The following is a 25,701-nucleotide window of genomic DNA, read 5'->3' as shown; positions in this document are numbered from 1 at the left end:
CGGATCCGTACCAGTACCGACTTCAGGCGCCGCTCGACTCACAGGCCGGCGTCGGCCGCGCGGCGCACGAGTTCGACGCGGGAGCGGACCCCGAGCTTCCGGTAGGCGCTGGCGATGTGCGTCTCGACCGTGCGCTCGCTGATGAACAGTCGCGTACCGATCTGCTGTGCGCTGAGGCCCTGCACGGCGAAGTCCGCGACCTCGCGTTCACGGCGGGTCAGTGACCGGGGACCCCAGCGCGGCCGCTCCCGGCGCCCCGGCCGGTGGCCGGTCACGAATGCCTCGACCTCGGTCAGCACGGCGTCGGAATCCCCAATCCACGGCCAGTGGTCGGCTCCGGGGAACTCGACGAGTCGCGCGGCCGGGATCAGCCGGGCGACGGAGCGGGAGTGCTCGACGGAGAGCCAGGGGTCGCCACGGCGGTGGAGCAGGAGGGTGGGGGTGCCCACGGTGCAGAACTCGGCGCGCAGGTCCACGGCGGCGCACAGCCCGAAGAGCTCGCGCACCTGCGCGGGGCTGGCCGCGGCGCGGGCGTTCCGGGCGAACCAGTCGCGGAAGCGCTCGTCGCCGGCCAGGCTCGGGTTCATGACGGCGGCGCTCTCCCCGGTGGCCCAGGACCGGTCGATCTCCCCGAGCACGTGGTCGAGGAAGTCGGCGCTCCACCCGGCCGGGTAGTCCGTGTCGGCGAGCAGCCGGGCGTGGGCTGCCCACAGGACCAGGCGGCGGACGGAGGCCGGATCGTCCAGTGCCACCCGGGTGCAGATGGACGCCCCCACCGCCACGCCGAAGAGGGTCGGACGATCGACTCCCGCGGCCCGCATCACCGCCCGCACGTCGTCGGCGGCAGCCTCCATCGTCAGCCGGTCCGGAGACGGGTCGGACAGTCCCGTGCCCCGGCGGTCGAACCAGATCAGCCGGCTGAACGACGCCAGGCCGGAGAGGAACCCGCTCAGGCACGCTTCCTCCCAGGCGAGGTCCAGGTGCGAGACGAACCCTGGCACGAGGACCAGGTCCGGTCCGTCCGTGCCGAGCACCTGGTAGGCGATGCTGAGGTCACCGCTGCGGGCGTACCTCACCGGAGGCCGCACACCGGCAGCGTAGGCCCGATCCGGTGACGGCCGTCAGAGCATCGTGCGGAGGCGCTCGCGGCGGGCGCGCAGGACGTCGACCGACGCCGACGCCGACGGCGGCCCGGGCACCGACTGCCGCAGCTGCGTGTGGATCACCGCGTGCGGCTGCGACGTCCGCGCGGCCACGCGCGAGACCAGCCGGTTGATCTCCCGACGCAGCTCCGCGGCGTCCCGCCAGGAACCGCCCGTGTCGTTCTCGTCCGGGTGGTCCTCGACGAGCATGAAGTCCTCGCCGTCGCCCCGGTGACTCGCGGCGATCCGCAGCCGCAGCTCCTCGTCCCGCTTCGACAGCAGCTCCGCCGTCTGCGCTGGGGTGAGCAGGCCGGGGATGCCCAGGAACTCCTCGTCCTCGGCGTCGACGGCGACCGGGCCCGACCCCTCGCCGGTGTGCGCCGTCCCCCCGTGCAGCACGTGCGCGAACCGGGCGTCGGCCTCCAGGGCCTCCCACTGCGCCAGCCCGTCGGGGTCCTTCTCCTTCGGCGGCAGCGGCTCGAGATCGAGCTCGTCGCCGACCTCGGTCTTCGGCGGCGGCATGACGTGGTTGCGCTGCTCCTCCATGGAGGCGGCCAGCGAGAGCAGCGGTCGCACCGCGGGGAGGAAGACCGTCGCCGACTCGTGCGGCGCCCGAGCGCGCACCACGCGGCCGACGGCCTGGGCGAAGAACAGCGGCGTCCGGTAGGAGGTCATCCACGCCAGGACGGCGGCCCGTGGGACGTCGACGCCCTCGGAGATCATCCGCACGCAGACGGCGATGCGGGCGGACCCGGAGGCGAACCGCTCGATCTTCTTCGACGCCTTCGGGTCGTCGGAGAGGATGAGCTCGGGCGCCTTGCCGGTCACCCGCCGGACGATCTTGGCGTAGGCGCGGGCGTCGTCCTGGTCGCTGGCGAGGATCAGCCCGGCGGCGTCGGGGATCCCGGTCTCGCGCAGGTGGGTGATCCGGTCGTCCATGGCGGCGATCACGTGCGGCACCCACTGGCCCTTGGGGTCGAGTGCCGTCCGCCACGCCTGCATCTCGACCGACCGGGTGCCTGCCTCCGACAGCGACGCGGCCACGACCTCACCGGCGGAGTTCCGCCAGCGCGACGTCCCCGTGTAGGCGGCGAACACGACCGGCCGGACGACGGAGTCGGCCAGCGCCTCCTTGTAGCCGTAGGTGTAGTCGGCGCGGGAGACCAGGCCGCCCTCGCCCTCGAACGAGTCCTCCTCGTAGCGGACGAAGGGGATGCGCTCGTCGGGCTTGGTGCGGAACGGCGTGCCGGTCAGGCACAGCCTGCGCGCGGCGAACCCGAACGCCTCCTCGGCCGCCTCACCCCACGACAGCCCGTCGCCGGCGTGGTGCACCTCGTCGAGGATCACCAGCGTCTTGACGGCGGTCGCGCGGGCGGCGTGCAGCATCGGCTTGCCGGCCACCTGCGCGTAGGTCGTGACGTAGCCCTGCGTGCCGGCCCGGACCGGGCCGACGGCGTTGGTCAGTCCGGGGTCGAGCACGATGCCCATCGCGTCGGCGGCGTCGGCCCACTGCAGGCGCAGGTGGTCGGTCGGGCAGACGACGACGATGCGGGCGACCTCGCGCCGCTGCAGCAGTCTCGCCGCCAGGGTCAGGGCGAAGGTGGTCTTGCCGGCACCCGGCGTCGCGGTGACCAGGAAGTCCTTCGGCGACTGCCCTTCGTACTGCTCGAGGGCGGCCTGCTGCCATGCCCGGAGCGGTCGGCTGCTGGTCCGTGGGGCGACTGCCTCCACCCGTGCTGCGCTCCCCATATCGCGGTCCATCTTGCGTGCTGCGAGGGCAACACGCCCAACGGTCGGGTTACCGCGCGCCCCGCCCGGGACGACGTATGGGACCGGTCCGCACGGTGCTGACCAGGGGTTTCTCGCCCCGGAGCCCCCGGGTGTGGCGATCGTCATGCTCGGGACGGACCGACACGTCACGCCCCGCCGGTCCCGGCCATCCCAGGAGCCCCCGAGACACCCGGGGCCGCCTCCGGGCCGACGGCGGCTACGGTCCGGCGGCATGACGCGGTTCGTGATCGATGCGCCCACGCTGCTGCACGTGGTGGCCGAGGGCGTCGCCGTGGCCCCAGGCCACCAGTTGGTCGCTCCCCAGCTGCTGCGGTCGCAGGCGCTCGATCTGCTCTACGCCGCCGTCCGCCGCGGCGAGCTGAGGGAGGACGTCGCGCTGGACCGGCACGAGGCGATGACCGCCGTGAAGGTGCGGCTGCTCGGCGACCGGGTGTCGCGCCGCGTGGCCTGGCGGATCGCCCGCGAGCGCGGCCTCGAGTCGACGGCGGACGCCGAGTACCTCGCGCTCACCCGGCTGCAGGCCGACGCATTCGTGTCCGTCGACCCGCAGGCGCGGGCGCGGGCCGACGGGGTGGTCCCGGTCGGGACCGTCGAGCAGCTGTCTGCCTGACCTCGGTCCGTTCAGTCGGCGGGGTCCTCCACCCAGTCGGGGCCGTTGACCTCGCCCGGTCCGGCGAGGTCGGCGGCGTCGACGATCGTGTACGCGTAGCCCTGCTCGGCGAGGAACCGCTGCCGGTGCGCGGCGTACTCCGCGTCGAGGGTGTCGCGGCTGACCACCGTGTAGAAGTGCGCCTGCCGGCCGTCGGCCTTGGGCCGCAGCACCCGCCCGAGCCGTTGCGCCTCCTCCTGGCGCGACCCGAAGGTGCCCGACACCTGGACGGCGACGGCGGCCTCGGGCAGGTCGATGGAGAAGTTCGCGACCTTGGAGACGACCAGCACCCGGATCTCGCCGTTGCGGAAGGCGTCGAAGAGCTTCTCCCGCTCCTTGTTGGTCGTCGACCCCTGGATGACGGGGGCGTCGAGCGCTGCCCCGAGCTCCTCGAGCTGGTCGAGGTAGGCGCCGATCACCAGCGAGGGCTCGTCGGGGTGCCGCTCCAGCACCCGGCGGATCACCGGCAGCTTCGACTGCGCGGTGGCCGCGATCCGGTAGCGCTCCTCGGGCTCGGCGACGGCGTAGGTCATGCGCTCCTCGTCGTCGAGCGAGACCCGCACCTCGATGCACTCGGCGGGCGCGATGTACCCCTGCGCCTCGATGTCGCGCCACGGGGCGTCGTACCGCTTCGGGCCGATCAGCGAGAAGACGTCGTCCTCGCGGCCGTCCTCGCGGACCAGCGTGGCGGTCAGCCCTAGCCGGCGGCGGGACTGGAGGTCGGCGGTCAGCCGGAAGATCGGCGCGGGCAGCAGGTGCACCTCGTCGTAGACGATCAGGCCCCAGTCCTGGGCGTCGAACAGGTCCAGGTGCCGGTACTCGCCCTTCCGGCGGGTGGTGATCACCTGGTAGGTCGCGATGGTGACCGGGCGGATCTCCTTGCGCTCGCCCGAGTACTCGCCGATCTCCTCCTCGGTCAGCGAGGTGCGGGCGATCAGCTCCCGCTTCCACTGCCGCCCGGCGACGGTGTTGGTGACCAGGATCAGGGTCGTCGCCTTCGCCTCGGCCATCGCCGCGGCGCCGACCAGCGTCTTGCCCGCCCCGCACGGCAGGACGACGACGCCCGAGCCGCCGGCCCAGAACCCCTCGACCGCCTCCTGCTGGTAGTCGCGCAGGTGCCAGTTGGACTGGTCGAGCTCGATCGGGTGCGCGGCGCCGTCGACGTAGCCCGCGAGGTCCTCGGCGGGCCAGCCGATCTTCAGCAGCGCCTGCTTGAGCCGGCCGCGCTCGGAGGCGTGGACCACCACGCTGTCGTCGTCGATGCGGGCGCCGAGCATGGGCGCGACCCGCTTGGACCGCACCACCTCCTCGAGCACCGCGCGGTCGGTGGTCGTCAGCACCAGGCCGTGCACCGGGTTGTTGGCCAGGGTCAGCCGGCCGAAGCGGTCCATCGTGTCGGCGACGTCGACCAGCAGCGCGTGCGGCACCGGGTAGCGGGAGTAGCGGACCAGGGCGTCGACGACCTGCTCGGCGTCGTGCCCGGCCGCGCGGGCGTTCCACAGCGCGAGCGGCGTCACCCGGTAGGTGTGCACGTGCTCGGGGGAGCGCTCGAGCTCCGCGAACGGCGCGATGGCCGCGCGGCAGTCGCGGGCCAGCGGGTGGTCGACCTCCAGCAGCAGGGTCTTGTCCGACTGGACGATCAGGGGTCCGTCGCTCACCAGTGAGGCTTCCTTAGTCGATCGAGGGGTCGTCGCCGCGGAGAAGGCACGCGGAACTCTCTGACGGTAACCGCCCCGGGCGACGAGGACTTCCCGCCGTCACACCCAGTCGGTGCGGCGCAACGGCGGCGGCGCACCGCCGGCGCGGCGGACCAGCACCTGGTTGACGCCCAGCTTGCCGCTCTCGAAGGAGAGCGCGGCCGCGGCCATGTAGAGCCGCCACACCCGGGCGCGCCCCTCGGACGTCAGCGCCACGGCGGTGTCCCAGTGCTTCTCCAGCCGGTCCACCCAGGCGCGCAGGGTCAGGGCGTAGTGCCGGCGCAGTGCCTCCACGTCGAGGATCTCGAACCGTTTCTCCAGCCCGGCGACGGTGTCGGCCAGGCTGATCAGCTCCCCGTCGGGGAACACGTAGCGGGCGATGAACGTGTCGTCGTCCCAGCTCGTCTCCCCGGCCGACCACGAGATGACGTGGTGCAGCAGCCGCCCGCCGGGGGCCAGGAGGTCGTGCAGGGCGGCGACGTACGTCGGCAGCCCCGACCGGCCGACGTGCTCGGCCATCCCGACCGAGCTGACCGCGTCGAAGGGCCCGTCGTCGACGGTGCGGTAGTCCTGGACCCGGATCGTGATGCGCTCCTCGAGCCCGGCCCCGGCGACCCGCTGCCGGGCCAGCGCCGCCTGCTCCTCGGACAGGGTGATGCCGACGACGTCGGCGCCGTGCTCCCGCGCGGCGTGCAGCGCCAGGCTGCCCCAGCCGCAGCCGACGTCGAGCAGCCGCATGCCCGGCCGCAGCCCGAGCTTGCGGCAGACGAGGTCGAGCTTGGCCACCTGGGCGGCGTCGAGGCCGGTGCCCTCGTCGGTCCAGACGGCGCACGAGTACACGAGCGTGGGACCGAGGACGAGCGCGTAGAACTCGTTGCCGACGTCGTAGTGGTGCGAGACGGCCGCGGCGTCGCGGCGCAGGGAGTGCAGCCGGTTCCGGCGTGCGCGGCGGTACTCCTCCGGCGGCGGGGCCGGGGGCGGGCCGACGGCGCCCAGCGCGGCAGCCGTGCGCGCGAGGCCCAGCCACTCGCGGGCGGTCGGGCGGGCGAACGCGTCGGACGAGGACAGCCGGGTGACCGCGCCGAGGGCGTCCAGCGTCGCGTAGACGTCGCCGCCGATGTCGATGTCCCCGGCGACGTAGGCGCGGGCCAGGCCCAGCTCGCCCGGTGCCCACGCCAGGCGGCGCACGGCCACCGGCGAGCGGACGACCAGCACGGGGGCGCCGGCCGGCCCGGCCTCGGACCCGTCCCAGGCGCGCAGCCGCCAGGGGAGCTCCTCGGCCCCGAGGACGGTGCGCAGCGCGGCCGCCAGGCGGCTCGCCACCGTGGGTCCAGTCTGCATCCGCGCCTCGCCTCGGCCCGTTCGACGGCGACGAGTATGGCGCTGCTCAGGCCGGTGTGGCGGGTTCCTGATCTTCCTCGACGAGTGCGACCGAGGTGATCCGGTGGACGGCGAACGTGCGGTTCTCGCCGCGGCGCTCGTCGTAGCCCTGGAGGAACCCGCCGACCAGCGACACCGGCTGCACCACGCGCTGGCTGCCGCTGCCCTGGGCATCGACGTAGCCCAGCCAGACCGGGGTCCCCTCGCGGACGGCGCGGGACAGCAGCTCGAGCGTGCCGGCGGTGGTGACCCCGGGGATCTGGCGCACCGGCTCGCTGCGGCGGGCGGACAGCGCCGCGTCGCCGGCGCGCATCTCGCGCACCGTGGCCTCCCGCTCGGCCGGCGTCAGCGGGCGCGCCACCGGGGAGGGCTCGCTGCCGGGACGGCGGCCCGCGGCCCGGGGCCGGCCGGGTGGGTGGGTGAGGACGGCGCCGCCCGGGTTCTCCCCGGCGGGGGCGTAGCCGGCGTCGCGGAGGACCGAGAGCACCTCGTCGGCGCCCAGCCCGCTGACCAGCACGCCCGGGGCCAGCCGGCGCAGCTCCGCGGCCGCGGTGCGCTTGTCGTTGAGGACCTGGGACAGCAGCCCGTGGTCGTCGGACCGCACGTAGGACTCGATCGAGCCGACCCGCAGCCGCCCGTGCTGGCGGGCGACGTCGTCGATCAGGTAGTCCAGCGCCTGGGGCACCGGCGTCCGCGAGGCGCGGGCGAAGAAGTCGTGCAGGTCGCTCGCCGACCACCCGGAGTCCAGGGCCCGCCGGACGCTGCCGTCGGAGACCCGGAAGACGGTCGCGCCACCGGAGGACTCGACGTCGGCGACCACGGCGAGGGTGTCGGCGAGCTCGGACACCAGCGGCCCGGGGGCGATCAGCGACAGGTCGGGCTGGGCGAGCACGTGGTCGACCGGGTCGGGCAGCAGCCCGCGCATGCCGTCGGCGGCGCCGTCCTCGCCGGACGCGAGCAACCCGCGACCCGCCGTCGACAGGACCCCGCCCACGAGCAGGCCCAGCCGGGCGGCTTCGGCCAGCATCCCGGGCACCGGCGCCAGCCGGTCGGCCCGGCGCGGGGTGCGCCAGCGCAGGAGGGCCACCAGGTCGTCGGGGGACAGGCCGGTGCCGGCCGGCGACTCGGCGAGCACGGTCAGCGCGGAGCGACGGATGGCCGGCGCGGTGTGCCGGACCAGGTCGGGGGAGAGCGGGTTGACCGCCTTGCCGGCGGCGTCGCGCTGCCCGACGAGCGAGGGCAGACGAACGCTGGTCAGCCAGCCGCCGGCCAGCACCGCCCAGCGGTCGGGCAGGTCCTGCTCCCGCCAGATGTCGTACGCCCGCGTGGGCAGCCACTCGTCGCGGTGCGGGCCGCCCACGTCGAGCAGCCCCGCGGCGTGGGCCAGCTCCAGCAGCCAGGCGGCCTCGGGCTCGGGGACGTGCAGCGACCGCGCCAGCCGCTTCTGGTCGCGCACGCCGATGCCGCCGCTGCGCAGCAGCCCGGCGGGCTCCTCCTCGAGGAGCGTGAGCAGTTCGGCGATCCGGCCGACGCTCTCCAGCGCCGCGCCGGCCGCCTGCCGGTCCAGGGTCTTCGGGTCGCGGGCGACCGACGGCGGCTCGGGGGGCAGCCGCGGCGGGCCGAACGGGCGGTCGCCACGCAGCAGCAGGCCCAGCTCCCGGGGGAGTTCGACGTTGAGGGCGTCGATCCGCGCCAGCAGACCGCGGTGCAGCAGCCTGCGAGCCGGCGTCGACCCGCCGTTCGGGGTGTCGGGCAGGTGCCCGACGGGGCGCTCGCCGGCCAGCCGCTCGAGCACGGCGCGCTCCTCGGGCGAGAGCTCCCCGACGGCCGCCGGGAGGTCGGCGGGCAGCTGCACCCGGAGGTCGACCGCGCGGCGCCCCAGCCCGGCGGGGTGGCGGACCGCCCGGCGCACCGGGTCGGGGGCGTGCAGGACGTCGTCGCCCCACAGCAGGGCCCGGGTGGTCAGCGTGTCCAGCGCGGCGGTGAGCACGTCCTCGGGCACGTCGGGGAGGGCCGCGACCAGCTCCTCCGGCGGCAGGCCGTCGGTGGGGGCGAGCAGCACCACGTCGAGCACCTGCAGCGTGGCGGCGTCCAGCTCGTCGAGGGCGCGGTCGACCGACACCGGCACCGCCAGCCGGCTGGCCAGCGCCACGATGTCCGACGGCGCCGGGCGTGCCACGTCGGGCCGGGCCGCGAGCAGCGCGCTCAGCTGCTCGTCGCTGCGCGTGCGCAGCCAGCCGGCGAGCGTCGCAGGAGGGTCCGTGGGCATCCGGCCCACGCTACGTCGTCGGCGGTGGGGACGCTGCTGCGAGCATGGAGCGGTGCACCCGGCCCACGACGACCCCGCCGTCCGAGCGGCGCTGGCCGGCTACCAGGCGGGCGCGGTCCGCTGGCTGGCCGGGGGCGCGATGGCCGTCGTCCTCGGGTTCCTGGGCGGCGCCGCGGCCGTCACCGTGGCCGAGACGGGACGGCGACTGCCCGGGGTGGGCCTCGTCGTCGTGGTGCTGGTCGTCGGGGGCACCGTCGCGGCGGTCGCCGGGGGCGGGGCGCTGATGCGTGCCCGCCGGTGGCGTCGGGCGCTGGCGCACACGGCGTGGCTGACCGGCCGGCTGCGGATCGCGGGGCCGTCGCTGCTGGCCTTCGAGCCCGACGGCTACGACGAACTCGACCCGGACGACGAACCGGTGCGGCTGCGGTTGATGAGCACCGCGGTCTGGCGCACCCGCGCCGCCCAGCAACTGGACGGCGGGGAGGTGCGCGTGGCGCCCGTCGGCGAGCGGGAGTGGGTGCTCACCGCCGACGGCCTGGAGACGCTGTACGGAGCCCGGCAGAGGACCTGAACGCCCCCGTCAGGGGAACAGTGCGTGCGTCGCGGCGTCTCGTCCGAGAAGATGGCCCCCAGCGAGTGCACCGCGCGGTGCGCCGGCACGACACGGAGGCGACATGGCCAAGCGCAAGGCGAAGAACGCACACCTCGTGGAGCCCACCTGGGGCGAGTCCGACAGCGGCGGCCCGCCGCTGACCGAGCTCTCCGCGTCGGTCGCCGGCCCGCTGAACCCCTTCGGCGAGGACCACTTCTTCCCGATCCCGGTCGAGCGCCTCCGGTACGCCCACCCGACCGACAAGCCCAACCGGGCCGGGGTCATGACCGCGGAAGGCCGGAAGCGGTGACCGCCCCCGCGCTGCCGTCCTACAGCAGCGGGACCTCCACGGTCCCCCTGCTCGGCGACACGATCGGGGCCAACCTGGATCGGACGGCGGCGCGGGTGGGCGACCACGAAGCGCTCGTCGAGTGTGCCACGGGTCGCCGGTTCAGCTATCCGGAGTTCGTGGCCGAGGTCGACGCGGTCGCCCTCGGCCTCGACGCCCTCGGCGTCGGCAAGGGCGACCGCGTCGGCATCTGGGCGCCCAACTGCGCCGAGTGGGCGTTCGTCCAGTTCGGGACGGCGAAGCTCGGCGCGATCCTGGTCAACATCAACCCGGCGTACCGCACCCATGAGCTGTCCTACGTGCTGAAGCAGGCCGGCATCTCGGTGCTGGTGAGCGCGCCGGACTTCAAGACCAGCGACTACCGCGCGATGGTCGCCGAGGTGCGCGGCGACTGCCCCGACCTGCGCGAGGTCGTCTTCCTCGGCTCGTCCGAGTGGCAGCGGCTGCTGGAGACCGGCCGGGCCGGCGACCGCGAGCTGCTGGTCCGCCGCGAGACCGAGTTGTCGGCCGACGACCCGATCAACATCCAGTACACGTCGGGCACCACCGGCTTCCCGAAGGGCGCGACGCTCACCCACCACAACCTGCTCAACAACGGGTTCTTCGTGGGCGAGGGCTGCGGCTACACCGAGGCCGACCGCGTCTGCATCCCGGTGCCCTACTACCACTGCTTCGGCATGGGCATGGGCAACCTGGCGTGCACCTCGCACGGGGCGACCATGGTGATCCCCGCACCCGGCTTCGACCCCGCGCTGACGCTGGAGGCCGTGCAGGAGGAGCGCTGCACCTCGCTCTACGGCGTCCCCACGATGTTCATCGCCGAGCTCGCGCTGCCGAACTTCGCCGACTACGACCTCTCGTCGCTGCGCACCGGGATCATGGCCGGCTCGCCGTGCCCGGTCGAGGTGATGAAGCGGGTGGTCAACGAGATGGGGATGGCCGAGGTGACCATCTGCTACGGCATGACCGAGACGTCACCGGTGTCCACCCAGACCGGCGCCGACGACGACCTCGACCGCAGGACGTCGACCGTCGGCCGCGTGCACCCGCACCTCGAGGTCAAGGTCGTCGATCCCGAGACCGGGCTCACCGTCCCGCGGGGCACGCCGGGGGAGTTCTGCACCCGCGGCTACTCGGTGATGCTCGGCTACTGGAACGAGCCCGAGAAGACCGCCGAGGTCATCGACCGCGCCCGCTGGATGCACACCGGCGACCTCGCGGTGATGGACTCCGAGGGCTACCTCAACATCGTCGGCCGGATCAAGGACATGGTCATCCGCGGTGGGGAGAACGTGTACCCGCGGGAGATCGAGGAGTTCCTCTACACCCACCCGGACATCGTCGACGCGCAGGTCATCGGGGTGCCCGACGAGCGCTACGGCGAGGAGCTCATGGCGTGGGTGCGGGTGCGCGAGGGTGCCGAGCCGCTCACCGCCGAGGCGCTGAAGGAGTTCTGCGCCGGCAAGCTCGCCCACTACAAGGTGCCGCGCTACGTCAAGGTCGTCGACGAGTTCCCGATGACCGTGACGGGCAAGATCCGCAAGATCGAGATGCGCCAGGTGTCGGTCGAAGAACTGGGCCTGCAGGCGGCCGCAGCCGTCAAGAACGCCTGAGAAAGGACCCCGTCCCCCTCACGCCTCGCAAGCTCGGCGCGAGCCTCTGGACGGGGCCGCGGCTGGGCGCGTGAGGCCTACGCCTTCGCCTTGGGAGCCGGGGCGAAGCGGACGATCAGCTTCGACAGCAGGCTGCCGACGACGACCCAGATCAGCGCGGCCAGCCCGTCGTTGATGGCCTCGGCGATCTTCGGGTCCGACGGTGCGAACAGGTCCTTGGTGAACCAGCCGAACGTGTCGCGCCACCCGGTCGTGAACTCGACCAGCAGGTTGTCCGGGTTGGCCTCGAACAGCACGAAGATCGCATGGATCACGATCAGTGCCGCGATCACCGAGCAGACGACGCGGACGACGGTGGCGAGGATCGTGAAGACTCGGGCCGCGGCTGCCATGGCCGTCATGATCCTCTAGCCGCCGGTCCGCCGCGACCCGTCGCCGCAGGTCAGCCAGCGCCTAACCGGCGTCGCAGGAGACGACCAGGGCGCGGTGGTCCGACAGCGGCAGCTGCACCGCCTCGGCCGGGCCGGTGGCCCGCAGGCCGGACCCGCGGACGAGCACGTGATCGATCTGGCGGGTGGGCCGGGGGGCGGGGAACGTGGCGGCGGAGGCGATCGAGCGCATCCCGGTGACCTTCGCCGCCTGCGCGGGCTGCATGTTCAGGTCGCCGAGGAGGACCAGCGGCTCGCGCGTGCCGGTGAGCGAGCGGACCAGGCGGCGCAGCTGCAGGGCGTTCCAGCCCGGGATGAACGACAGGTGGGTGTTGCACACGGTGAACTCGCCGAACGGCCCGTCCAGCACGGCGGCGACGGCGACCCGCGGCTCGTCGCGGGCCATGAACGGGCGGTGCGTCCACGTGGACCACAGCGGCACGCTCGTCCGCAGGGCCGGCAGGCGCACCACCCGCCAGGACACCACCGGGTACCGGGACAGCAGGGCGATGCCGTAGCTGGCCGACCCGGGCTGCTCCTCGCCGGTCGCCGCCATCCACGTTCCGCCGGGGGTGCCCGACAGGGCCGCCACGAACTGGTGCTCCGGGGCGCCCATCGCCTCGGCGGCCACCGAGGTCAGGTCGGCGCCGAGGGACCGCGGCTGGTCCCGGTCCACCTCCTGCAGCCCGAGGACGTCGGCGTCGAGGCTCTTCACCGCAGCCGCCAACCGGTCGACGTCCACCCGGCCGTCGTCGGGGGAGCGGCCGTGCAGGATGTTGAACGTCGCGATGCGCACGGGTCCTCTGTGCCCCGGGCGGGTGCTTCCGATGCCCGGCGTGCGTGCCGTGCGTCCGGACGGGTAGCAGGTCGGGCGTGCAGCCATCGGAACGGGACGAGATCCGCGACCTCCTCAAGCGGACCGCGGTCGCGCTCAAGGAGGGTGACGTGCCGTTCGCGCTGTGCGGCGGGTACGCCGCCTGGGTCCGTGGCGCACCCGAGCCGGACCACGACGCGGACTTCCTGGTGCCGGAGGCCGAGGCCGAGCGGGCGGCGAAGGTGCTCGCCGCGGCCGGTCTCCGCGTCGAGGAGCCCGCCGAGGACTGGCTGGTCAAGGTCGTCGGCGGGGGCTCGTTCGTGGACGTGCTGTGGCGGACCTGCGGCCACCCGGTCGAGAGCGACCTGATCGACCGGTCGGAGGTCCTCCCGGTGCTGTCGGTGCGGATGCCCGTGCTGCTGGCCACCGACATCGTCGTCACCAAGCTGATGGCGCTCGACGAGCACTACTGCGACTTCTCCCGGCTGCTGCCGGTCGCGCGGGCCCTCCGCGAGCAGATCGACTGGGCCGAGGTGCGCCGCGAGGTGGCCGGCAACGACTTCGCCGTCGTCTTCCTCGACCTGCTCGAGCGGTTGCGGGTCCTCCCCGGCGCGGACGGGAGCTGACGCGCGCTCTCAGGGATCCCTGAGGGCGTCGGTGATCAGCCGGAGGACCTCCTGCCCGGCGGGCTCGTCGGGGGCGTCGACCAGCCGTCCGTTCTCCTCGCGGTGGAACACGGGCGCGAAGTGATCGGCGCCCTCGAGCATCACGAGGCGCACGTCGTAGTCCCGCGCCCGCAGTTCCTCGGTCACCCGCTGGGATTCCGCGGCCGGGCAGACCGTGTCGGCCTCCCCGGCGACGAGGATCAGGCGGGCGTCCGGGTTCCCCCACTGATCGGGGTCGAAGCCCGGCCCGACCTCCTCGAAGCAGCCCGCGACGGCGATGATCACGTCCGGCCGCGGGGCATCGGATGGGCACGGGAGGATCGTCCCGGTGTCGTCGACCGTCTCGTCCAGGCCGCCCTGCACGGCCCACACGGCACCGAGGGACCAGCCCACCCAGACCACGGGTCGCTGCAGGTCGCCGCCGTGGTCGGCGGCGATGCCCCGGACGTACCGGTACGCGCACTCCACGTCGGTCACGGTCTCGATCAGCCCGCTCTCGCTGAAGTCGCCGCTGCGGTAGTCGGGTGCGAACACGACCGCCCCGGCTGCTGCGACCCGCTCGCCGAGCAGGGCCATGTCGGCCCTCTCGCCCTCGTTGCCGTGGTAGGCGAGGACAACCGACCACGAGCCGTCGGTGTCGGGTGCGAAGACCGAGATGGTCTGCGTCGTCTCGTCCGACACGGTCTGCGAGGTGACGCGGTAGCCGTCGTCGGGCGGGGTGCCGCCGCACGCGGAGGCGACGAGCACCGAGACGGCGACGACCGGGACAGCGACGACCTCGGTGCGGCATCGGCCGGCGCGGGGCATGCGGCATCGTGGGACCCGGGCCGCGCCCGCTGACAGAGGCGTTCGCCGCGACGTCGCGCCGGACGTCCCCGCCGCGGGTCAGCGCGCGAGGACGATCGCCACCACCGCGGCGACTCCGACGAGCGCGACGGCGATGCTCGCGGCGGCCACCATCCGGGTCTCGCCGACGTACTCGTCGGCCGCCAGCCGGCGCCGCACCTGGCGGTAGCGCACCGGGGCGAGCCCGCCGAGGACCCCGAGCCCGAGCAGGGCCACGAACCCGGCGAGCGCGATGAGCGTCGGTTCCCCGTGCCGGACCGCGGAGTGCCCCACCAGCGCCGCGACGCCCAGCATGCCCAGGCCGCTGCGCTGCCAGGCCAGCGCGGTCCGCTCCTCGGGCACGCCCGGCGGGGCGGTCACTGGTCCAGCACCTCGATCCCGACCAGGACGGCGACGACCACCACGACACCGGCGATCGCCGCTGACACCGTCGGCATCAGCCAGCTGTGCGGCAGTGGCTCGCCCGCGCGGATGGCGCGCTCGTTCGCGTGCCAGTGCCGGTACCCGGCCAGCGACGTCCCCAGGCCGATCAGGACGAGGGCGACGGCGACCGCGCTGCTGGCCCACGGAGTCCCCAGGTCCGGCGCGTAGGTGACCACCGCGACCCCGCCCGCGACGATCGCGAGCCCGGTGCGCAACCAGGCCAGGAGGGTCCGCTCGTTGGCGAGGGTGAACCGGTAGTCGGGGTGCTCGCTCTGCTCGGCCGGGAGGGACACGGGGGTCAGGCTAGGGCGCGACACGGTGGCGCGCGGAAGGGCGGGTCCGGGCCACGCGGGCGACGGCTAACCTGTCGGGCGAGCGGCCGCGTGCCGCAGCCGACCCCCGGCGTCCGCGCCGGATCCGTAGCGAGGAACAGGGATCTCACCGTGCCCACCGGCAGAGTCAAGTGGTTCAACCCGGAGAAGGGTTTCGGCTTCCTCTCGCGCGAGGACGGTCCGGACGTCTTCGTGCACAAGGACGCCCTCCCCAGCGGCACGACGGAGCTCAAGCCCGGTCAGCGCGTGGAGTTCGGCATCGTCGCCGGTCGGCGCGGCGACCAGGCCCTCCAGGTGCGCGTGCTCGAGCCGCTGCCGTCGGTCGCCGCCACGGTGGCCGAGCAGAAGCGGAAGAAGCCCGACGAGCTGGTGCCGATCATCGAGGACCTGATCAAGCTCCTCGACGACGTCGGCGAAGGCCTGCGCCGCGGCCGGCACCCCGACCGGGCGGAGTCGCGCAAGGTCGCCTCGGTGCTGCGCGCCGTCGCCGCCGACCTGGAGGGCTGACGAAGGACCCTCACCGCTCGCACGCTCGCGGCGAGCCCCTGGACGGGGTCTAACCGGCGGGTGACGAGCTCGGCGGGCCGGACGACGGCGTCGTCGACAGATCGCCGTCGGAGCGGATGAAGCCCACCGGCCACGCGCCGGTCAGCTCGCCGCACGCGCCGCCCTTGTCCTCGACGATCACGAGGTAGAACGCCGGCGGGACGACGTCGGAGGTGTTGATCTCGTCGAAGACCGTGGTCCCCGACGGCACGTCGACGTCGCCGATCGGCTCCTCGAGCCGCTCGTCGAACACCTGCACGCTCCAGCCGCTGTCGGCCAGGGAGTCGGGCACCGTGAGCGAGATCGCGGTGTCGGGGGAGACCTCGAGGATCGGCGGGGTCACCGTGTAGCGCTGCCACTCGCCGTCCAGGCAGTACTGGGTCGGGCGGAAGGTCACCTCCTGGGCGCCCACGCTGACGCGGACGTCGGGTGGCGCGTCGGACGCCTCGCTCCCGCCGCAGCCGGCGAGGACGAGCAGCACGACCGGTCCCACGAGCAGCGCGGGCACCCGGGTCACGACCACCGCTGCCCCAGCGGGTCGGTGGGTGCGTCCGAGGGCCAGGCCGGCTGCGCGGGAAGGGGAGGGGGCCGCCGGCTGCGGTGCAGGCTCCAGAGCACCAGCCCGACCGCGAGCACGAGCAGCGCGGCGGCGACGGTGAAGCCCAGCCAGCCGGTCGGCGGGAGCGCGATGCCGAGCGCGCCTCCGACGACCCACGCGAGCTGGAGCATCGTCTCGGAGCGGGCGAACGCCGAGGCCCGCAGCCGCTCGGGCACCTCGCGCTGGATGATCGCGTCGAGCGAGACCTTGCCCAGCGCGTTGGTCACGGCCGCGACGAGTGCCACGACCACGGCCATGGCGAAGCTGTAGAACAGCGCGGCGAACACCGTGATCCCGGCGGTGGCCCCGGCGGCGATGAGCACCACGCGGTCGGGGTCGGCGGCGTGCAGCCGGGAGCCCACGGCGGTGCCGGCGAAGGAGCCGATGCCGGCCGCCGCGGCGATCGCGCCGAGGGCGAGCGTCGCTTCCCACCCGCCCTCGAAGCTGGCCTGCACGAGGAACGCCGCGAAGATGGTGAGGAAGCCCCCGAGCCCGCGGAGCGCCGCGTTGGCCCGCAGGGCGAGGACGACGTGCGGGTTCACCGCCCGCCGGCGTCGTCCGGGGAGCTCGATCTCGCCGGTGGTGAACACGTCCGCGGGCATCTCACCGGTCGGGACGTCGACGTGCCGCGGCAGCCGGAGGGCGAGCACGCCCACGGCGGCGAAGACCACGGCGGTCACCTGGAGCAGCCACGAGAACCCCAGCGCCCACGCGATGCCGGCCGCGATGGCGCCCGCGACACCCGCCGTGGCCAGGCCGAAGACCGAGAGCCGGGCATTGGCCGAGGTCAGCGACATCGCCGCCGGGAGCACCCGCGGGACGACGGCGGCCCGCAGCACGTTGTGCGACTTGGACAGCACGAGCACGCCGAGTGCTGCGGGATACAGCCAGAAGTCGTCGTAGTGGGCGGCCATCACGAGGGCCAGCACGCACCGGCCGAAGAGGCTGACGGCGATCGCCCAGCGGCGGCCGCGCTGCAGCCGGTCGAGCACCGGGCCGATCACCGGCGCCAGCACGGCGAACGGCGCCATCGTCACCAGCAGGTAGAGGGCGACGTTGCTGCGCTGGGCGTCGGTGGTCGCCGCGAAGAAGAGGGTGCCGGCCAGCGACACGGCGATCATCGCGTCGCCGGCCATGTGCAGGGCGTTGACCCAGAGGAGCTGGGTGAGCCCGCTCTCGCCGGCGCCGTCGGCTCGGCTGGCGGTCCGCACGCGCTCGGCCGCGGCGGCGGTGAGCTGCCGGGAGCGGGCGACGGCGACCCGGGCGACGGTGACCTTGGGTGGCGGGACGGCATCGGGGGACGGCGGGACGGCGCCGGCCCCCGGGGGCGGGTCGTACGCCCACTGCCCACCGCCGGGAGGCGGTGCCTGGTCCGGCTGCCATGCCCCCGGCTGCCACTGCTCGCTCCCCGGCTGCCACTGCCCGGCCCCTGGCTGCCACTGCTCGTTCCCCGGCTGCCACGGCTCGGGTCCGGGCTGCCCCTGGGGCGGACCGGCCTGCCACGCCCCCGGCGCCGGCTGCCAGGCGGGAGCCGGCTGCCATTGCCCGGGAGGCGGCTGCCATTGCGCGGGAGGCGGCTGCCACTGCCCGGGAGGCGGCTGCCAGGTGCCGCCCGCGGGCGGGTACGGGGGCACGACGTCGGTGGGGGTGTCCTCGCCCGGCGGGACGGCGCCCGGAGCCCGCAGCGGGCGGGTCGAGGGCCGTGGCACCTCGAGCGGCGTGGTGTCGGCCCGCTCCAGAGGCGGTGGACCGCCGCGCCCGGGCAGCCGCGGCCGGCGACGGGCACCGGGGCGACGGGAGGCGGACACGACCCCATCGTGCCGCACGGACCTGGGCGGGCGGGGGGAACGGCCCCGAGCGTCCCCGGTGGCACTTTCGGGGTGCGGCGCGACACGGGCGGGCGCGCGTCAGCCACAATGGCTCCCGTGACCGAGCCCCACGCCCATCTGCGGTCCGCTGCCTCCGCCGACGTCGTCCTGGCCGGGGCGGTGGAACTGGCCCGCTCCGCGGCCGCGGAGACCGCCGGCGACCCCGCGCTGGTCGGCGACCACCTCGGCGTGTCGATCGAGCCCGTCGAGCCGGTCGATGACGGGATCGACCCGGCCGGGCTCGGCCTGCTGCTGACCCACAGCTTCGCCAGCCGTCTCGCCGGGTACGTCGGCTGGCGCTGGGCGGTCACCCTCGGGCGAGTGCCCGGGGAGGAGGCCGTCACCGTCGACGAGGTCGTCCTGCTCCCGGGCGACGACGCGCTGCTGGCCCCCGCGTGGGTGCCCTGGCACGAGCGGCTGCGTCCCGGCGACCTGTCGGTCGGCGACGTGCTGCCCTCGACGGAGGACGACCCGCGGCTGGCACCCGCCTACACCGTCGACGACGACTCCGCCGACGACGCGGAGGGATCCGTCGCCGCGTTCGAGCTCGGCCTCGGTCGCGAGCGGGTCATGTCCCGGGAGGGCCGCTCGGAGGCCGTGTCCCGCTGGGCCGCGGGCGAGTTCGGCCCGAACACGGCGATGGCCCGGCACGCCCCGGGGCCGTGCCTGACCTGCGGCTTCTACCTGCCGCTGGCGGGATCGCTGCGGCCGATGGTGGGGGCGTGCGGCAACGCCTACGCGCCCGCCGACGGCCGGGTCGTCACCGCCGACTACGGCTGCGGGGCGCACAGCCAGGCGACGCTGGTCGCCGACGACCCCACCGAGGTGGTCACGTCGGCGCGCTACGACACCTCGGAGTTCGACGTCCTCACCGACTAGCGGCGACGCCGTTCCGAACCGTTCCTCTTCAGCTTTCGGTACAGAAAGCGGAAGGCTCCCGCGCAGCTTTCGGTACCGAAAGCTGGGACTACTCGCTCAGTTCTCGGGGCGGTCGGGACGGCGCGGCAGCTGGCCCTGCAGGCGCATGATCCCGAGACCCAGGATCCCCAGCCCGATCGCGGCCACGCAGGTCCAGGTCCACATGCGGTCGACCCGGTCGCCCAGGAACAGCAGGACGACGAGCGCGACCGCCCAGACGGCGATCCCGACCAGCACGACACGGGCCGTGTCCACCTGCAGCGGCGGAGGGGCGTGCTTGGTCGGTCGGGGCACACGCAGACCTTAGGACGACGTCCCGCGGCGTGGTGCGCGGTCCACCTGGGCCTCACCGGAACGATCATGTGGCACGCTGTCGCCGCTCGAAGCCTGATCGTGCCCGTCACGGGGAGTCTGCATGCCCGAGAAGTCGCGCCCGTCCGCCGGTGCCAGCCGCGCCAAGGGCACCGCTGCCGCCACCACCGACGCCGACAGCGGGACGCCCGCGGACGTCGTGGCCGAGAACAAGCCACGGCGCAGCGACGGGCCGAAGGTGCGGCCGAAGAACGGGCTGGACCGCTACTTCGAGATCAGCGCCCGCCGCTCGACGGTGGGCCGCGAGATCCGCGGCGGGTTCACCACCTTCTTCACGATGGCCTACATCGTGGTGCTCAACCCGATCATCCTGTCCGGCGCCGACGTCAGCGGGGGCGAGCTGCCCTTCCCGGGCGTCGCCGCGGTCACCGCCCTGATCGCCGGCGTGATGACGATCCTGATGGGCGTCGTCGGCCGTTACCCGTTCGCCGTCGCCACCGGCCTCGGGATCAACGCGATCGTCGCCGTCTTCGCCTTCACCCAGCTCACCTGGCCGGAGATCATGGGCCTGGTCGTGCTCGAGGGCCTGCTGATCACCGTGCTGGTGCTCACCGGCTTCCGCCGCGCGGTGTTCGAGGCCATCCCGCCGCAGCTCAAGACAGCCATCGCCGTGGGCATCGGCTTCTTCCTGACGATCATCGGCCTGGTCGACGCCGGCTTCATCCGCCGCGCCCAGGAGGGCGTCGTCCCCGTCTCCTTCGGCATCAACGGCCAGCTGGCCGGCTGGCCGATCCTGGTCTTCGTCGTCGGTCTGCTGCTGATGAGCGTGCTGGTCGTGCGGCGGGTCAAGGGCGGGCTGCTGATCGGGATCGTCGCCACGACGATCCTGGCGATGATCGTCGAGGCCGTGGCCGAGGTCGGTCCCACGTTCACCGAGGACGGCGTGAACCCGCGCGGGTGGGCGCTGCAGGTGCCCACGCTGCCCGACCAGGTGGTCAGCGCGCCCGACCTCTCGCTGATCGGCAACTTCTCGCTGTTCGGCGGGTTCGAGCGCATCGGCGTCATCGCCGCCCTGCTGATCGTCTTCTCGCTGATGATCGCCGACTTCTTCGACACGGTCGGCACGGTCACCGCCGTCGGCGCGGAGGGCGGCCTGCTCGACAAGGACCGCAACCTGCCCAAGTCGCAGCCGGTCCTGCTGGTCGACTCGCTGGCCGCCGCCGCGGGTGGCGCCGGCAGCGTCTCGTCGAACACGACCTACATCGAGAGCGCGTCCGGTGTCGCCGACGGCGCCCGGACCGGCCTGGCCAGCGTCGCCACCGGTGTGCTGTTCCTCGTCGCGATGTTCTTCAGCCCGCTGGTGCAGGTCGTCCCGTCGGAGGCGGCCGCGCCCGCCCTCGTGATCGTCGGGGCCTTGATGATCACCCAGATCCGGCACCTGGTCTGGGACGACATGGTCCTGGTCATCCCGGCCTTCCTGACCATCGCCCTGATGCCGTTCACCTACTCGATCACCAACGGCATCGGCGCCGGCGTGATCACCTACGTGCTCCTCTCGGCGGTGACCGGCCAGGTGCGGCGGATCCACCCGCTGATGTGGGTCATCTCGGCGATGTTCCTCGTCTACTTCGCGCTCGAGCCGCTGCAGCAACTCTTCTGAGACACGAGGACGGCCGTTCGTCAGCTAGGCTAACGATCGTGAGCCTTTCGTCGCTGGACACCGCGGCGCTGGCCCACGACCTCCGGCTCTCGGTCATGCGCTTCTCGCGCCGGCTGCGCAACCAGCGGGTGAGCACCGCGGTGACCCTCACCCACCTGGCCGCGCTGTCGACGCTCAAGCGGCACGGGCCGATGAGCCCGGGGGAGCTGGCGGGGCACGAGCGGGTGCAGCCACCGTCGATGACGCGGGTCGTGGTCGCCCTCGAGAGCCTGGGCCTGGTGACGCGGACCCCGCACCCGACCGACGGCCGGCAGGTGGTCATCGAGCTGACCCCGGCCGCCGACGAACTGCTGGCGGCCGAGGCCCGCGCCCGCGAGGCGTGGCTGACCGGTCACCTGGAGGAGCTCTCGCCGGAGGAACGCGCCGTGCTGCGCGAGGCGGCCGTGATCATGGACAAGCTGGCCAGTGGGTGACCTGAACGAGCACTGAGCGAGCGACCGACGAACGACCGGCTGCCCCGCCGGACAACGGGATGTTCCGCGCCCTGCGGGTGCGCAACTACCGCCGGTACGCCTCGGCGAATCTGGTCAGCCTCACCGGCACGTGGATGCAGCGCATCGGTCAGGACTGGCTGGTGCTCCAGCTGTCCGGGGACAGCGGCGTGGCACTCGGCCTGACCACCGCCCTGCAGTTCGGGCCCACCCTCCTGCTGAGCATGTACGGCGGGGTCCTCGCCGACCGCTACAGCAAGCGTCGGCTGCTGCTGATCACGCAGGCGCTGATGGGTGTGCTGGCGCTGGGACTCGGGCTCCTGGTGGCCACCGAGTCGGTCGAGCTCTGGCACGTCTACCTGCTGGCCGCCGGGCTCGGCTCGGTGTCGGCGATCGACGCCCCGGTGCGGCAGGCGTTCGTGTCCGAGATGGTCGGCCCGGAACTGCTGACCAACGCGGTGAGCCTGAACTCGACCACCTTCAACGGCGCCCGCCTCGTCGGCCCCGCCCTGGCGGGGTTGCTCATCGGCGCCGCGTCGGGTGACACCGCGCCGGCGTTCTTCGTCAACGCGGCGAGTTTCGCCTTCACCCTCGCGGCGCTCGCCGGCATGCGGGTCTCGGAGCTGCGGCCCAGCCCGCCGGTCGCACGCGCCCGCGGGCAGTTGCGCGAGGGACTGGCCTACACCTGGGCGCACCCGGATCTGGTGCTGGCCATGGTGCTCGCGTTCGTGATCGGCACCTTCGGCTTCAACTACCAGGTGACCATCGCGCTGATGGCCCGCGAGGTGTTCGGGCTGGGCGCCGAGGCGTTCGGGCTGCTGTCGACGTTCTTCGCCGTCGGCTCGCTCACCGGTGCGCTGCTGTCCACCCGGCGCAGCCTGCGGCCGCGGCAGCGCTTCCTGGTCGGCTCGGCGGTGCTGTTCGGGCTGCTCACGATCGTGGCCGGGCTGATGCCCGGCTTCCTCTCCTTCGCGGTGCTCCTGGTCCCGACGGGTGCGGCCGCGCTGGTGTTCGCCGTGGCCAACAACAGCTACGTGCAACTGGGCGTGGACCCGCAGATGCGCGGCCGGGTCATGGCGCTGTACTTCATGTGCTTCCTCGGCGGAACGCCGGTGGGGGCACCGCTGATCGGCTGGATCTCCGAACGCTTCGGGGCGCCGTGGGGCCTGATCCTCGGCGGCGCCGTCTGCGTCGTCGCCGCGCTCGCTGCCGGGGCCTGGCTCGGCCGGGGACGGCGGGTGCGGCTGGAGGCCCAGCGGGCCCGGCCGTGGCTGCACCTGCGCGTGGGCGACTGACGGCATCGATCCGGCAACGGCCGTCGCCGCCGGCCAGGACCCGGGAGTACCGTCGAATCGGCGCTCGAGTGGCATCGGGAGGCGGCGTGATGTTGGTCGTCCAGATCGTGCTGGCTGCGCTCCTGTTCACCGCGCTGCTGTTCTTCGCCGACCGGTGGGCCTCCCGCTGCGCGGTCGAGGACCCGATCACCATCGCCGAGCGCCGGCACGCCCGCCGGACGCACCGTCGCCGCACCCCGGCGCGGCCGCGTCGCGTCGCGTCGGCTGCGGCGCCCGCCGAACCCGTGCGCCGGCCGATCCAGGTGGTCGCCGCCGACCTGCGCCGGCTCAACCGGCAGGTCGCGCTCGTCCCGTCCGGCTCCACCCTCGTCCGCTGGAAGGCGCTCTGGGCGGCCTACGACGGCGTGCTCGTCGAGGCGGCCGAGATGCTCGAGTGCCCGCACGAGCTCGCCGAGCAGCCCGCGGCCGGGAACGCCCGCGACATCGAGCGGGTGCGCGTGCTCGCCGCGCTGGAGGCGGCCGGCCTGGTGGTGCACGGCTGACCCCGGCGCGCCCCGGGCGGGACCTCCGCCGGCTGTTCTTCGCCGTCGACCCGCCGGCACCGGCCCGCGACGACCTCGCCGCCGCGCTGGAGCCGCTCCGGTCGGTCCCGGGTGCTCCCCGCTGGACCGATCCCTCGCGGTGGCACCTCACCCTGCTGTTCCTCGGCGCCGTCCCGGCCGACACGGTCGCGGCACTCGTGGAGCGCGCCGGACCGGCCGTCGCCCAGGCGCCGCCGATGGTGCTGCGGCTGGGCGGCGGCGGGCGGTTCGGGTCGGTGCGCCGTCCCCAGGTGGCGTGGGCAGGTCTCGGCGGCGACGTCGCGCCCCTGACGGCCCTCGCGGCCCGGCTGGCCGCGGTCGCCCGGTCACTGCGGCTCGAGGTCGAGGACCGGCCGTTCCGGGCACACCTCACCCTGGGCCGGTGGCGTCCGGGGCAGCCGGCCGACGGGACCGTGACCGACGAGCTCGCCGACTACCGCGGGCCGGACTGGCCGGTCACCGAGGTGCGGCTGATCGAGAGCCACCTCGGCCCGACGCCGACCTACGACACCCTCGCCACCTGGCCGCTGGTGACGTGATGGAGCGGCCCTGCTGCAGGGGCCCGCCGCGAGCTTGCGAGTGGTGGGGGGGCAGCGGGGTCCTTCTACTACCAGGCGTACTCCATGGGGGCTGCCTTGTAGCCGGGGAAGATCGCGTCCAGGCGGGCCAGCTGCTCCTCGTCGAGCGTCACGTCCAGCGCCCGCAGCGCGCTGTCGAACTGCTCCATGGTCCGCGGGCCCACGATGGGAGCGGTCACCGCCGGCTGGTGCAGCAGCCAGGCCAGCCCGACGTCGCCCGGGGCGTGCCCGATGTCCCGGCAGAACGCCTCGTAGGCCTCCAGTGCGGGGCGGTGCTCCTCGATCCGCTTCTGGTTGCGCTCCTCGGACCGCCGTCCCCCCTCGGTCTTCTCCAGGATGCCGCCGAGCAGGCCACCGGCCAGCGGGCTCCACGGGATGATCCCCACGCCGTAGTGCTGGGCGGCCGGCAGCACCTCCAGCTCCACGTGGCGGGTCAGTAGGTTGTAGTGCGACTGCTCGCTGATCAGGCCCTGGAAGTTGCGCCGGGCGGCGGCCTCGTTGGCGGCGACGATCTGCCAGGCGGCGTGGTTCGACGAGCCGACGTAGAGCACCTTCCCCTGCGCGACCAGCGTCTCGCAGGCCTGCCAGATCTCCTCCCACGGCGTCTCGAGGTCGACGTGGTGGAACTGGTAGAGGTCGATCCAGTCGGTGCCCATCCGGCGCAGGGAGCCCTCGCAGGCGCGCACGATGTTGCGGGCGGACAGGAAGGTGTCGTTGGGCCAGTCGGTCATCGAGCCGTAGACCTTGGTGGCCAGCACCGTCTTGTCCCGGCGCTCGCCGCCCTGGGTGAACCAGCTGCCGAGCACCTCCTCGGTGCGGCCCTTGCCGGCGTCGAAGCCGTAGACGTTGGCGGTGTCGAAGAAGTTGATGCCCTCGGCCAGCGCGCGGTCCATGATCGCGTGGGAGTCGGCCTCCTCGGTCTTCCACCCGAAGTTCATCGTGCCCAGGCAGAGCCGGGAGACCGAGAGGCCGCTACGTCCGAGGTGCGTGTAGTCCATGGAATTCACCCTGGCACCCTGGACGGCGTGCCGCAGGACGATGACCGCACCACCGCATCCGCCACCGCGTTCGACACCGCCACCGCCGTCGTCCGGACGGAGGGCGGCGGGCTGCTCGCCGAGCTCGACGCCGGGTGGGACGTCGGGGGCGGGATCCTCAACGGCGGCTACCTGCTGTCGGTGGCCGGCCGGGCGGCGGTGCTCGAGAGCCCCCACCCGCACCCGGTCGCGCTCTCGGCGAGCTACCTGCGCGCACCGGCCGCGGGCCCGGTCTCGCTGGTCGTGCAGCCCGGCCCCGGCGGTCGGACGCTCGCGCACTCGACGGTCACCCTCGCCGACGCCGGTGGGGTCGCGCTGACCGTCCTGGCGACGACGGCGACCCTCGGGGACGAGCCGGCGGAGTACTCGGTCCCGATGCCCGACGTGCCGCCGGTGGAGGAGTGCTTCTCGGTGGCCGAGCACCGGCACCTGGCCCCGCCCGGCCTGGCGATCCCCGGGCTGAGCCTGCGGGTGGACACCCGGCTCGACGCGAGCACCGCCGGCTGGGTGTTCGGCCAGGCGTCGGCCGAACCGGTGATCCGGGCCTGGGTGCGCTTCGCCGATGGTCGCGAACCCGACCCGCTGGCGCTGCTGACCTTCGCCGACGCCCTGCCGCCGACCGGCTTCGCGTTGGGACGGATCGGCTGGGCGCCGACCGTGCAGCTGCAGGTGCTGGTGCGGGCGTTGCCGGCCCCGGGCTGGTGCCTGGTCGAGGCGCGGGCGAGCGAGATGGCCGGCGGCTGGGTGGACGAGGACTACCGCATCTGGGACTCGACCGGCCGGCTGGTTGCGCAGAGCCGCCAGCTCGCCCGCGCCGCCCGCTGACG

Annotated in this window: 27 protein-coding genes; 13 read left to right on the top strand and 14 right to left on the bottom strand. The window is 73.9% G+C overall.

Annotated features, from left to right (window positions below; genetic code table 11):
* Nucleotides 1–38: 38 nt before the first annotated feature.
* Together ABD644_RS18055 and ABD644_RS18050 are read right to left on the bottom strand one after the other, a co-directional pair.
* Complete coding sequence (locus tag ABD644_RS18055) at nucleotides 39–1,088, bottom strand: alpha/beta fold hydrolase (RefSeq protein ID WP_344690401.1); 1,050 nt, start codon at nucleotides 1,086–1,088, stop codon at nucleotides 39–41.
* Between the two features lie 33 nt (nucleotides 1,089–1,121).
* Nucleotides 1,122–2,891: a DEAD/DEAH box helicase gene (locus ABD644_RS18050; RefSeq protein ID WP_344690400.1), complete on the bottom strand. Its 1,770-nt coding sequence runs from the start codon at nucleotides 2,889–2,891 to the stop codon at nucleotides 1,122–1,124.
* A gap of 253 nt (nucleotides 2,892–3,144) precedes the next feature.
* Here ABD644_RS18050 and ABD644_RS18045 point away from each other — a divergent pair, with 253 nt between their 5' ends.
* Nucleotides 3,145–3,543, top strand: coding sequence for a hypothetical protein (locus tag ABD644_RS18045; protein WP_344690399.1), 399 nt, complete (start codon nucleotides 3,145–3,147; stop codon nucleotides 3,541–3,543).
* An 11-nt stretch (nucleotides 3,544–3,554) separates the two neighbouring features.
* Here the strand turns inward: ABD644_RS18045 and ABD644_RS18040 are convergent, their stop codons facing one another.
* The 3 genes from ABD644_RS18040 to ABD644_RS18030 all read right to left on the bottom strand — a co-directional run bounded on the left by ABD644_RS18040 (nucleotide 3,555) and on the right by ABD644_RS18030 (nucleotide 8,928).
* On the bottom strand, nucleotides 3,555–5,240 hold the full coding sequence (locus ABD644_RS18040; RefSeq protein WP_344690398.1) for a DNA repair helicase XPB: 1,686 nt from the start codon (nucleotides 5,238–5,240) through the stop codon (nucleotides 3,555–3,557).
* A gap of 99 nt (nucleotides 5,241–5,339) precedes the next feature.
* Entirely contained in the window at nucleotides 5,340–6,602 is a 1,263-nt protein-coding gene (locus ABD644_RS18035) for a class I SAM-dependent methyltransferase (protein WP_344690397.1), read from the bottom strand.
* Nucleotides 6,603–6,666: 64 nt separating this feature from the next.
* Entirely contained in the window at nucleotides 6,667–8,928 is a 2,262-nt protein-coding gene (locus ABD644_RS18030; RefSeq protein WP_344690396.1) for a helicase-associated domain-containing protein, read from the bottom strand.
* 52 nt (nucleotides 8,929–8,980) lie between these two features.
* Here ABD644_RS18030 and ABD644_RS18025 point away from each other — a divergent pair, with 52 nt between their 5' ends.
* The 3 genes from ABD644_RS18025 to ABD644_RS18015 all read left to right on the top strand — a co-directional run bounded on the left by ABD644_RS18025 (nucleotide 8,981) and on the right by ABD644_RS18015 (nucleotide 11,482).
* Nucleotides 8,981–9,499 carry a hypothetical protein gene (locus ABD644_RS18025; RefSeq protein ID WP_344690394.1) on the top strand — a complete coding sequence of 173 codons (519 nt, stop codon included), beginning with the start codon at nucleotides 8,981–8,983 and terminating at the stop codon, nucleotides 9,497–9,499.
* Nucleotides 9,500–9,602: 103 nt separating this feature from the next.
* A complete protein-coding gene (locus ABD644_RS18020) occupies nucleotides 9,603–9,830 on the top strand; it encodes a hypothetical protein (protein ID WP_344690393.1) in 228 nt (75 codons plus the stop codon).
* Entirely contained in the window at nucleotides 9,827–11,482 is a 1,656-nt protein-coding gene (locus ABD644_RS18015; RefSeq protein ID WP_344690392.1) for an AMP-binding protein, read from the top strand. The genes ABD644_RS18020 and ABD644_RS18015 overlap by 4 nt, the downstream gene beginning before the upstream one ends.
* 77 nt (nucleotides 11,483–11,559) lie before the next feature.
* Here ABD644_RS18015 and ABD644_RS18010 read toward each other — a convergent pair whose 3' ends face one another.
* Nucleotides 11,560–11,874, bottom strand: coding sequence for a hypothetical protein (locus ABD644_RS18010; protein ID WP_344690391.1), 315 nt, complete (start codon nucleotides 11,872–11,874; stop codon nucleotides 11,560–11,562).
* A gap of 61 nt (nucleotides 11,875–11,935) precedes the next feature.
* On the bottom strand, nucleotides 11,936–12,706 hold the full coding sequence (locus ABD644_RS18005; protein ID WP_344690390.1) for an endonuclease/exonuclease/phosphatase family protein: 771 nt from the start codon (nucleotides 12,704–12,706) through the stop codon (nucleotides 11,936–11,938).
* A gap of 77 nt (nucleotides 12,707–12,783) precedes the next feature.
* Between ABD644_RS18005 and ABD644_RS18000 the strand changes: the two genes are divergently transcribed.
* Nucleotides 12,784–13,350, top strand: a complete 567-nt coding sequence (locus ABD644_RS18000; protein ID WP_344690389.1) for a nucleotidyltransferase family protein — start codon at nucleotides 12,784–12,786, stop codon at nucleotides 13,348–13,350.
* 9 nt (nucleotides 13,351–13,359) lie between these two features.
* Here ABD644_RS18000 and ABD644_RS17995 read toward each other — a convergent pair whose 3' ends face one another.
* From ABD644_RS17995 to ABD644_RS17985, 3 genes are all read right to left on the bottom strand, one after another.
* Entirely contained in the window at nucleotides 13,360–14,196 is an 837-nt protein-coding gene (locus ABD644_RS17995) for an alpha/beta hydrolase (RefSeq protein ID WP_344690388.1), read from the bottom strand.
* Between the two features lie 78 nt (nucleotides 14,197–14,274).
* Nucleotides 14,275–14,595, bottom strand: coding sequence for a DUF202 domain-containing protein (locus ABD644_RS17990; protein ID WP_344690387.1), 321 nt, complete (start codon nucleotides 14,593–14,595; stop codon nucleotides 14,275–14,277).
* A complete protein-coding gene (locus ABD644_RS17985) occupies nucleotides 14,592–14,951 on the bottom strand; it encodes a YidH family protein (protein WP_344690386.1) in 360 nt (119 codons plus the stop codon). The genes ABD644_RS17990 and ABD644_RS17985 overlap by 4 nt, the downstream gene beginning before the upstream one ends.
* Nucleotides 14,952–15,101: 150 nt before the next feature.
* On the opposite strand from ABD644_RS17985, the gene ABD644_RS22750 reads away from it, so the two are divergent.
* Complete coding sequence (locus tag ABD644_RS22750; protein ID WP_425547470.1) at nucleotides 15,102–15,497, top strand: cold-shock protein; 396 nt, start codon at nucleotides 15,102–15,104, stop codon at nucleotides 15,495–15,497.
* 49 nt (nucleotides 15,498–15,546) lie between these two features.
* Here ABD644_RS22750 and ABD644_RS17975 read toward each other — a convergent pair whose 3' ends face one another.
* Both ABD644_RS17975 and ABD644_RS17970 read right to left on the bottom strand, forming a co-directional pair.
* Nucleotides 15,547–16,053 (bottom strand): DUF2771 family protein, encoded by a 507-nt coding sequence (locus ABD644_RS17975; protein ID WP_344690385.1) that lies wholly within the window; start codon nucleotides 16,051–16,053, stop codon nucleotides 15,547–15,549.
* Nucleotides 16,050–17,942, bottom strand: coding sequence for an MFS transporter (locus ABD644_RS17970; protein ID WP_344690384.1), 1,893 nt, complete (start codon nucleotides 17,940–17,942; stop codon nucleotides 16,050–16,052). Before ABD644_RS17970 ends, ABD644_RS17975 begins: the two co-directional genes overlap by 4 nt.
* A gap of 117 nt (nucleotides 17,943–18,059) precedes the next feature.
* Between ABD644_RS17970 and ABD644_RS17965 the strand changes: the two genes are divergently transcribed.
* Nucleotides 18,060–18,881, top strand: coding sequence for a DUF3027 domain-containing protein (locus ABD644_RS17965; protein ID WP_425547469.1), 822 nt, complete (start codon nucleotides 18,060–18,062; stop codon nucleotides 18,879–18,881).
* Between the two features lie 96 nt (nucleotides 18,882–18,977).
* Here ABD644_RS17965 and ABD644_RS17960 read toward each other — a convergent pair whose 3' ends face one another.
* Nucleotides 18,978–19,214 carry a DUF2530 domain-containing protein gene (locus ABD644_RS17960; protein WP_344690382.1) on the bottom strand — a complete coding sequence of 79 codons (237 nt, stop codon included), beginning with the start codon at nucleotides 19,212–19,214 and terminating at the stop codon, nucleotides 18,978–18,980.
* Nucleotides 19,215–19,335: 121 nt separating this feature from the next.
* Between ABD644_RS17960 and ABD644_RS17955 the strand changes: the two genes are divergently transcribed.
* The 5 genes from ABD644_RS17955 to thpR all read left to right on the top strand — a co-directional run bounded on the left by ABD644_RS17955 (nucleotide 19,336) and on the right by thpR (nucleotide 23,798).
* Nucleotides 19,336–20,892 carry an NCS2 family permease gene (locus tag ABD644_RS17955; protein ID WP_344690381.1) on the top strand — a complete coding sequence of 519 codons (1,557 nt, stop codon included), beginning with the start codon at nucleotides 19,336–19,338 and terminating at the stop codon, nucleotides 20,890–20,892.
* A gap of 38 nt (nucleotides 20,893–20,930) precedes the next feature.
* Nucleotides 20,931–21,365, top strand: a complete 435-nt coding sequence (locus ABD644_RS17950; protein WP_344690379.1) for a MarR family winged helix-turn-helix transcriptional regulator — start codon at nucleotides 20,931–20,933, stop codon at nucleotides 21,363–21,365.
* Nucleotides 21,366–21,424: 59 nt separating this feature from the next.
* Nucleotides 21,425–22,678, top strand: coding sequence for an MFS transporter (locus ABD644_RS17945; protein WP_344690378.1), 1,254 nt, complete (start codon nucleotides 21,425–21,427; stop codon nucleotides 22,676–22,678).
* Between the two features lie 86 nt (nucleotides 22,679–22,764).
* On the top strand, nucleotides 22,765–23,220 hold the full coding sequence (locus tag ABD644_RS17940; RefSeq protein ID WP_344690377.1) for a hypothetical protein: 456 nt from the start codon (nucleotides 22,765–22,767) through the stop codon (nucleotides 23,218–23,220).
* On the top strand, nucleotides 23,112–23,798 hold the full coding sequence (gene thpR, locus ABD644_RS17935; RefSeq protein WP_344690376.1) for an RNA 2',3'-cyclic phosphodiesterase: 687 nt from the start codon (nucleotides 23,112–23,114) through the stop codon (nucleotides 23,796–23,798). The genes ABD644_RS17940 and thpR overlap by 109 nt, the downstream gene beginning before the upstream one ends.
* Nucleotides 23,799–23,866: 68 nt before the next feature.
* Here the strand turns inward: thpR and ABD644_RS17930 are convergent, their stop codons facing one another.
* Nucleotides 23,867–24,835 carry an aldo/keto reductase gene (locus ABD644_RS17930; RefSeq protein WP_344690375.1) on the bottom strand — a complete coding sequence of 323 codons (969 nt, stop codon included), beginning with the start codon at nucleotides 24,833–24,835 and terminating at the stop codon, nucleotides 23,867–23,869.
* A gap of 27 nt (nucleotides 24,836–24,862) precedes the next feature.
* Here ABD644_RS17930 and ABD644_RS17925 point away from each other — a divergent pair, with 27 nt between their 5' ends.
* Complete coding sequence (locus ABD644_RS17925) at nucleotides 24,863–25,699, top strand: thioesterase family protein (RefSeq protein WP_344690374.1); 837 nt, start codon at nucleotides 24,863–24,865, stop codon at nucleotides 25,697–25,699.
* The last annotated feature ends 2 nt before the right edge of the window (nucleotides 25,700–25,701 follow it).

The organism is Blastococcus jejuensis (genome assembly GCF_039534705.1).
Lineage (GTDB): Bacteria > Actinomycetota > Actinomycetes > Mycobacteriales > Geodermatophilaceae > Blastococcus_B > Blastococcus_B jejuensis.
This window is presented reverse-complemented; position numbering and strand designations above follow the sequence as displayed.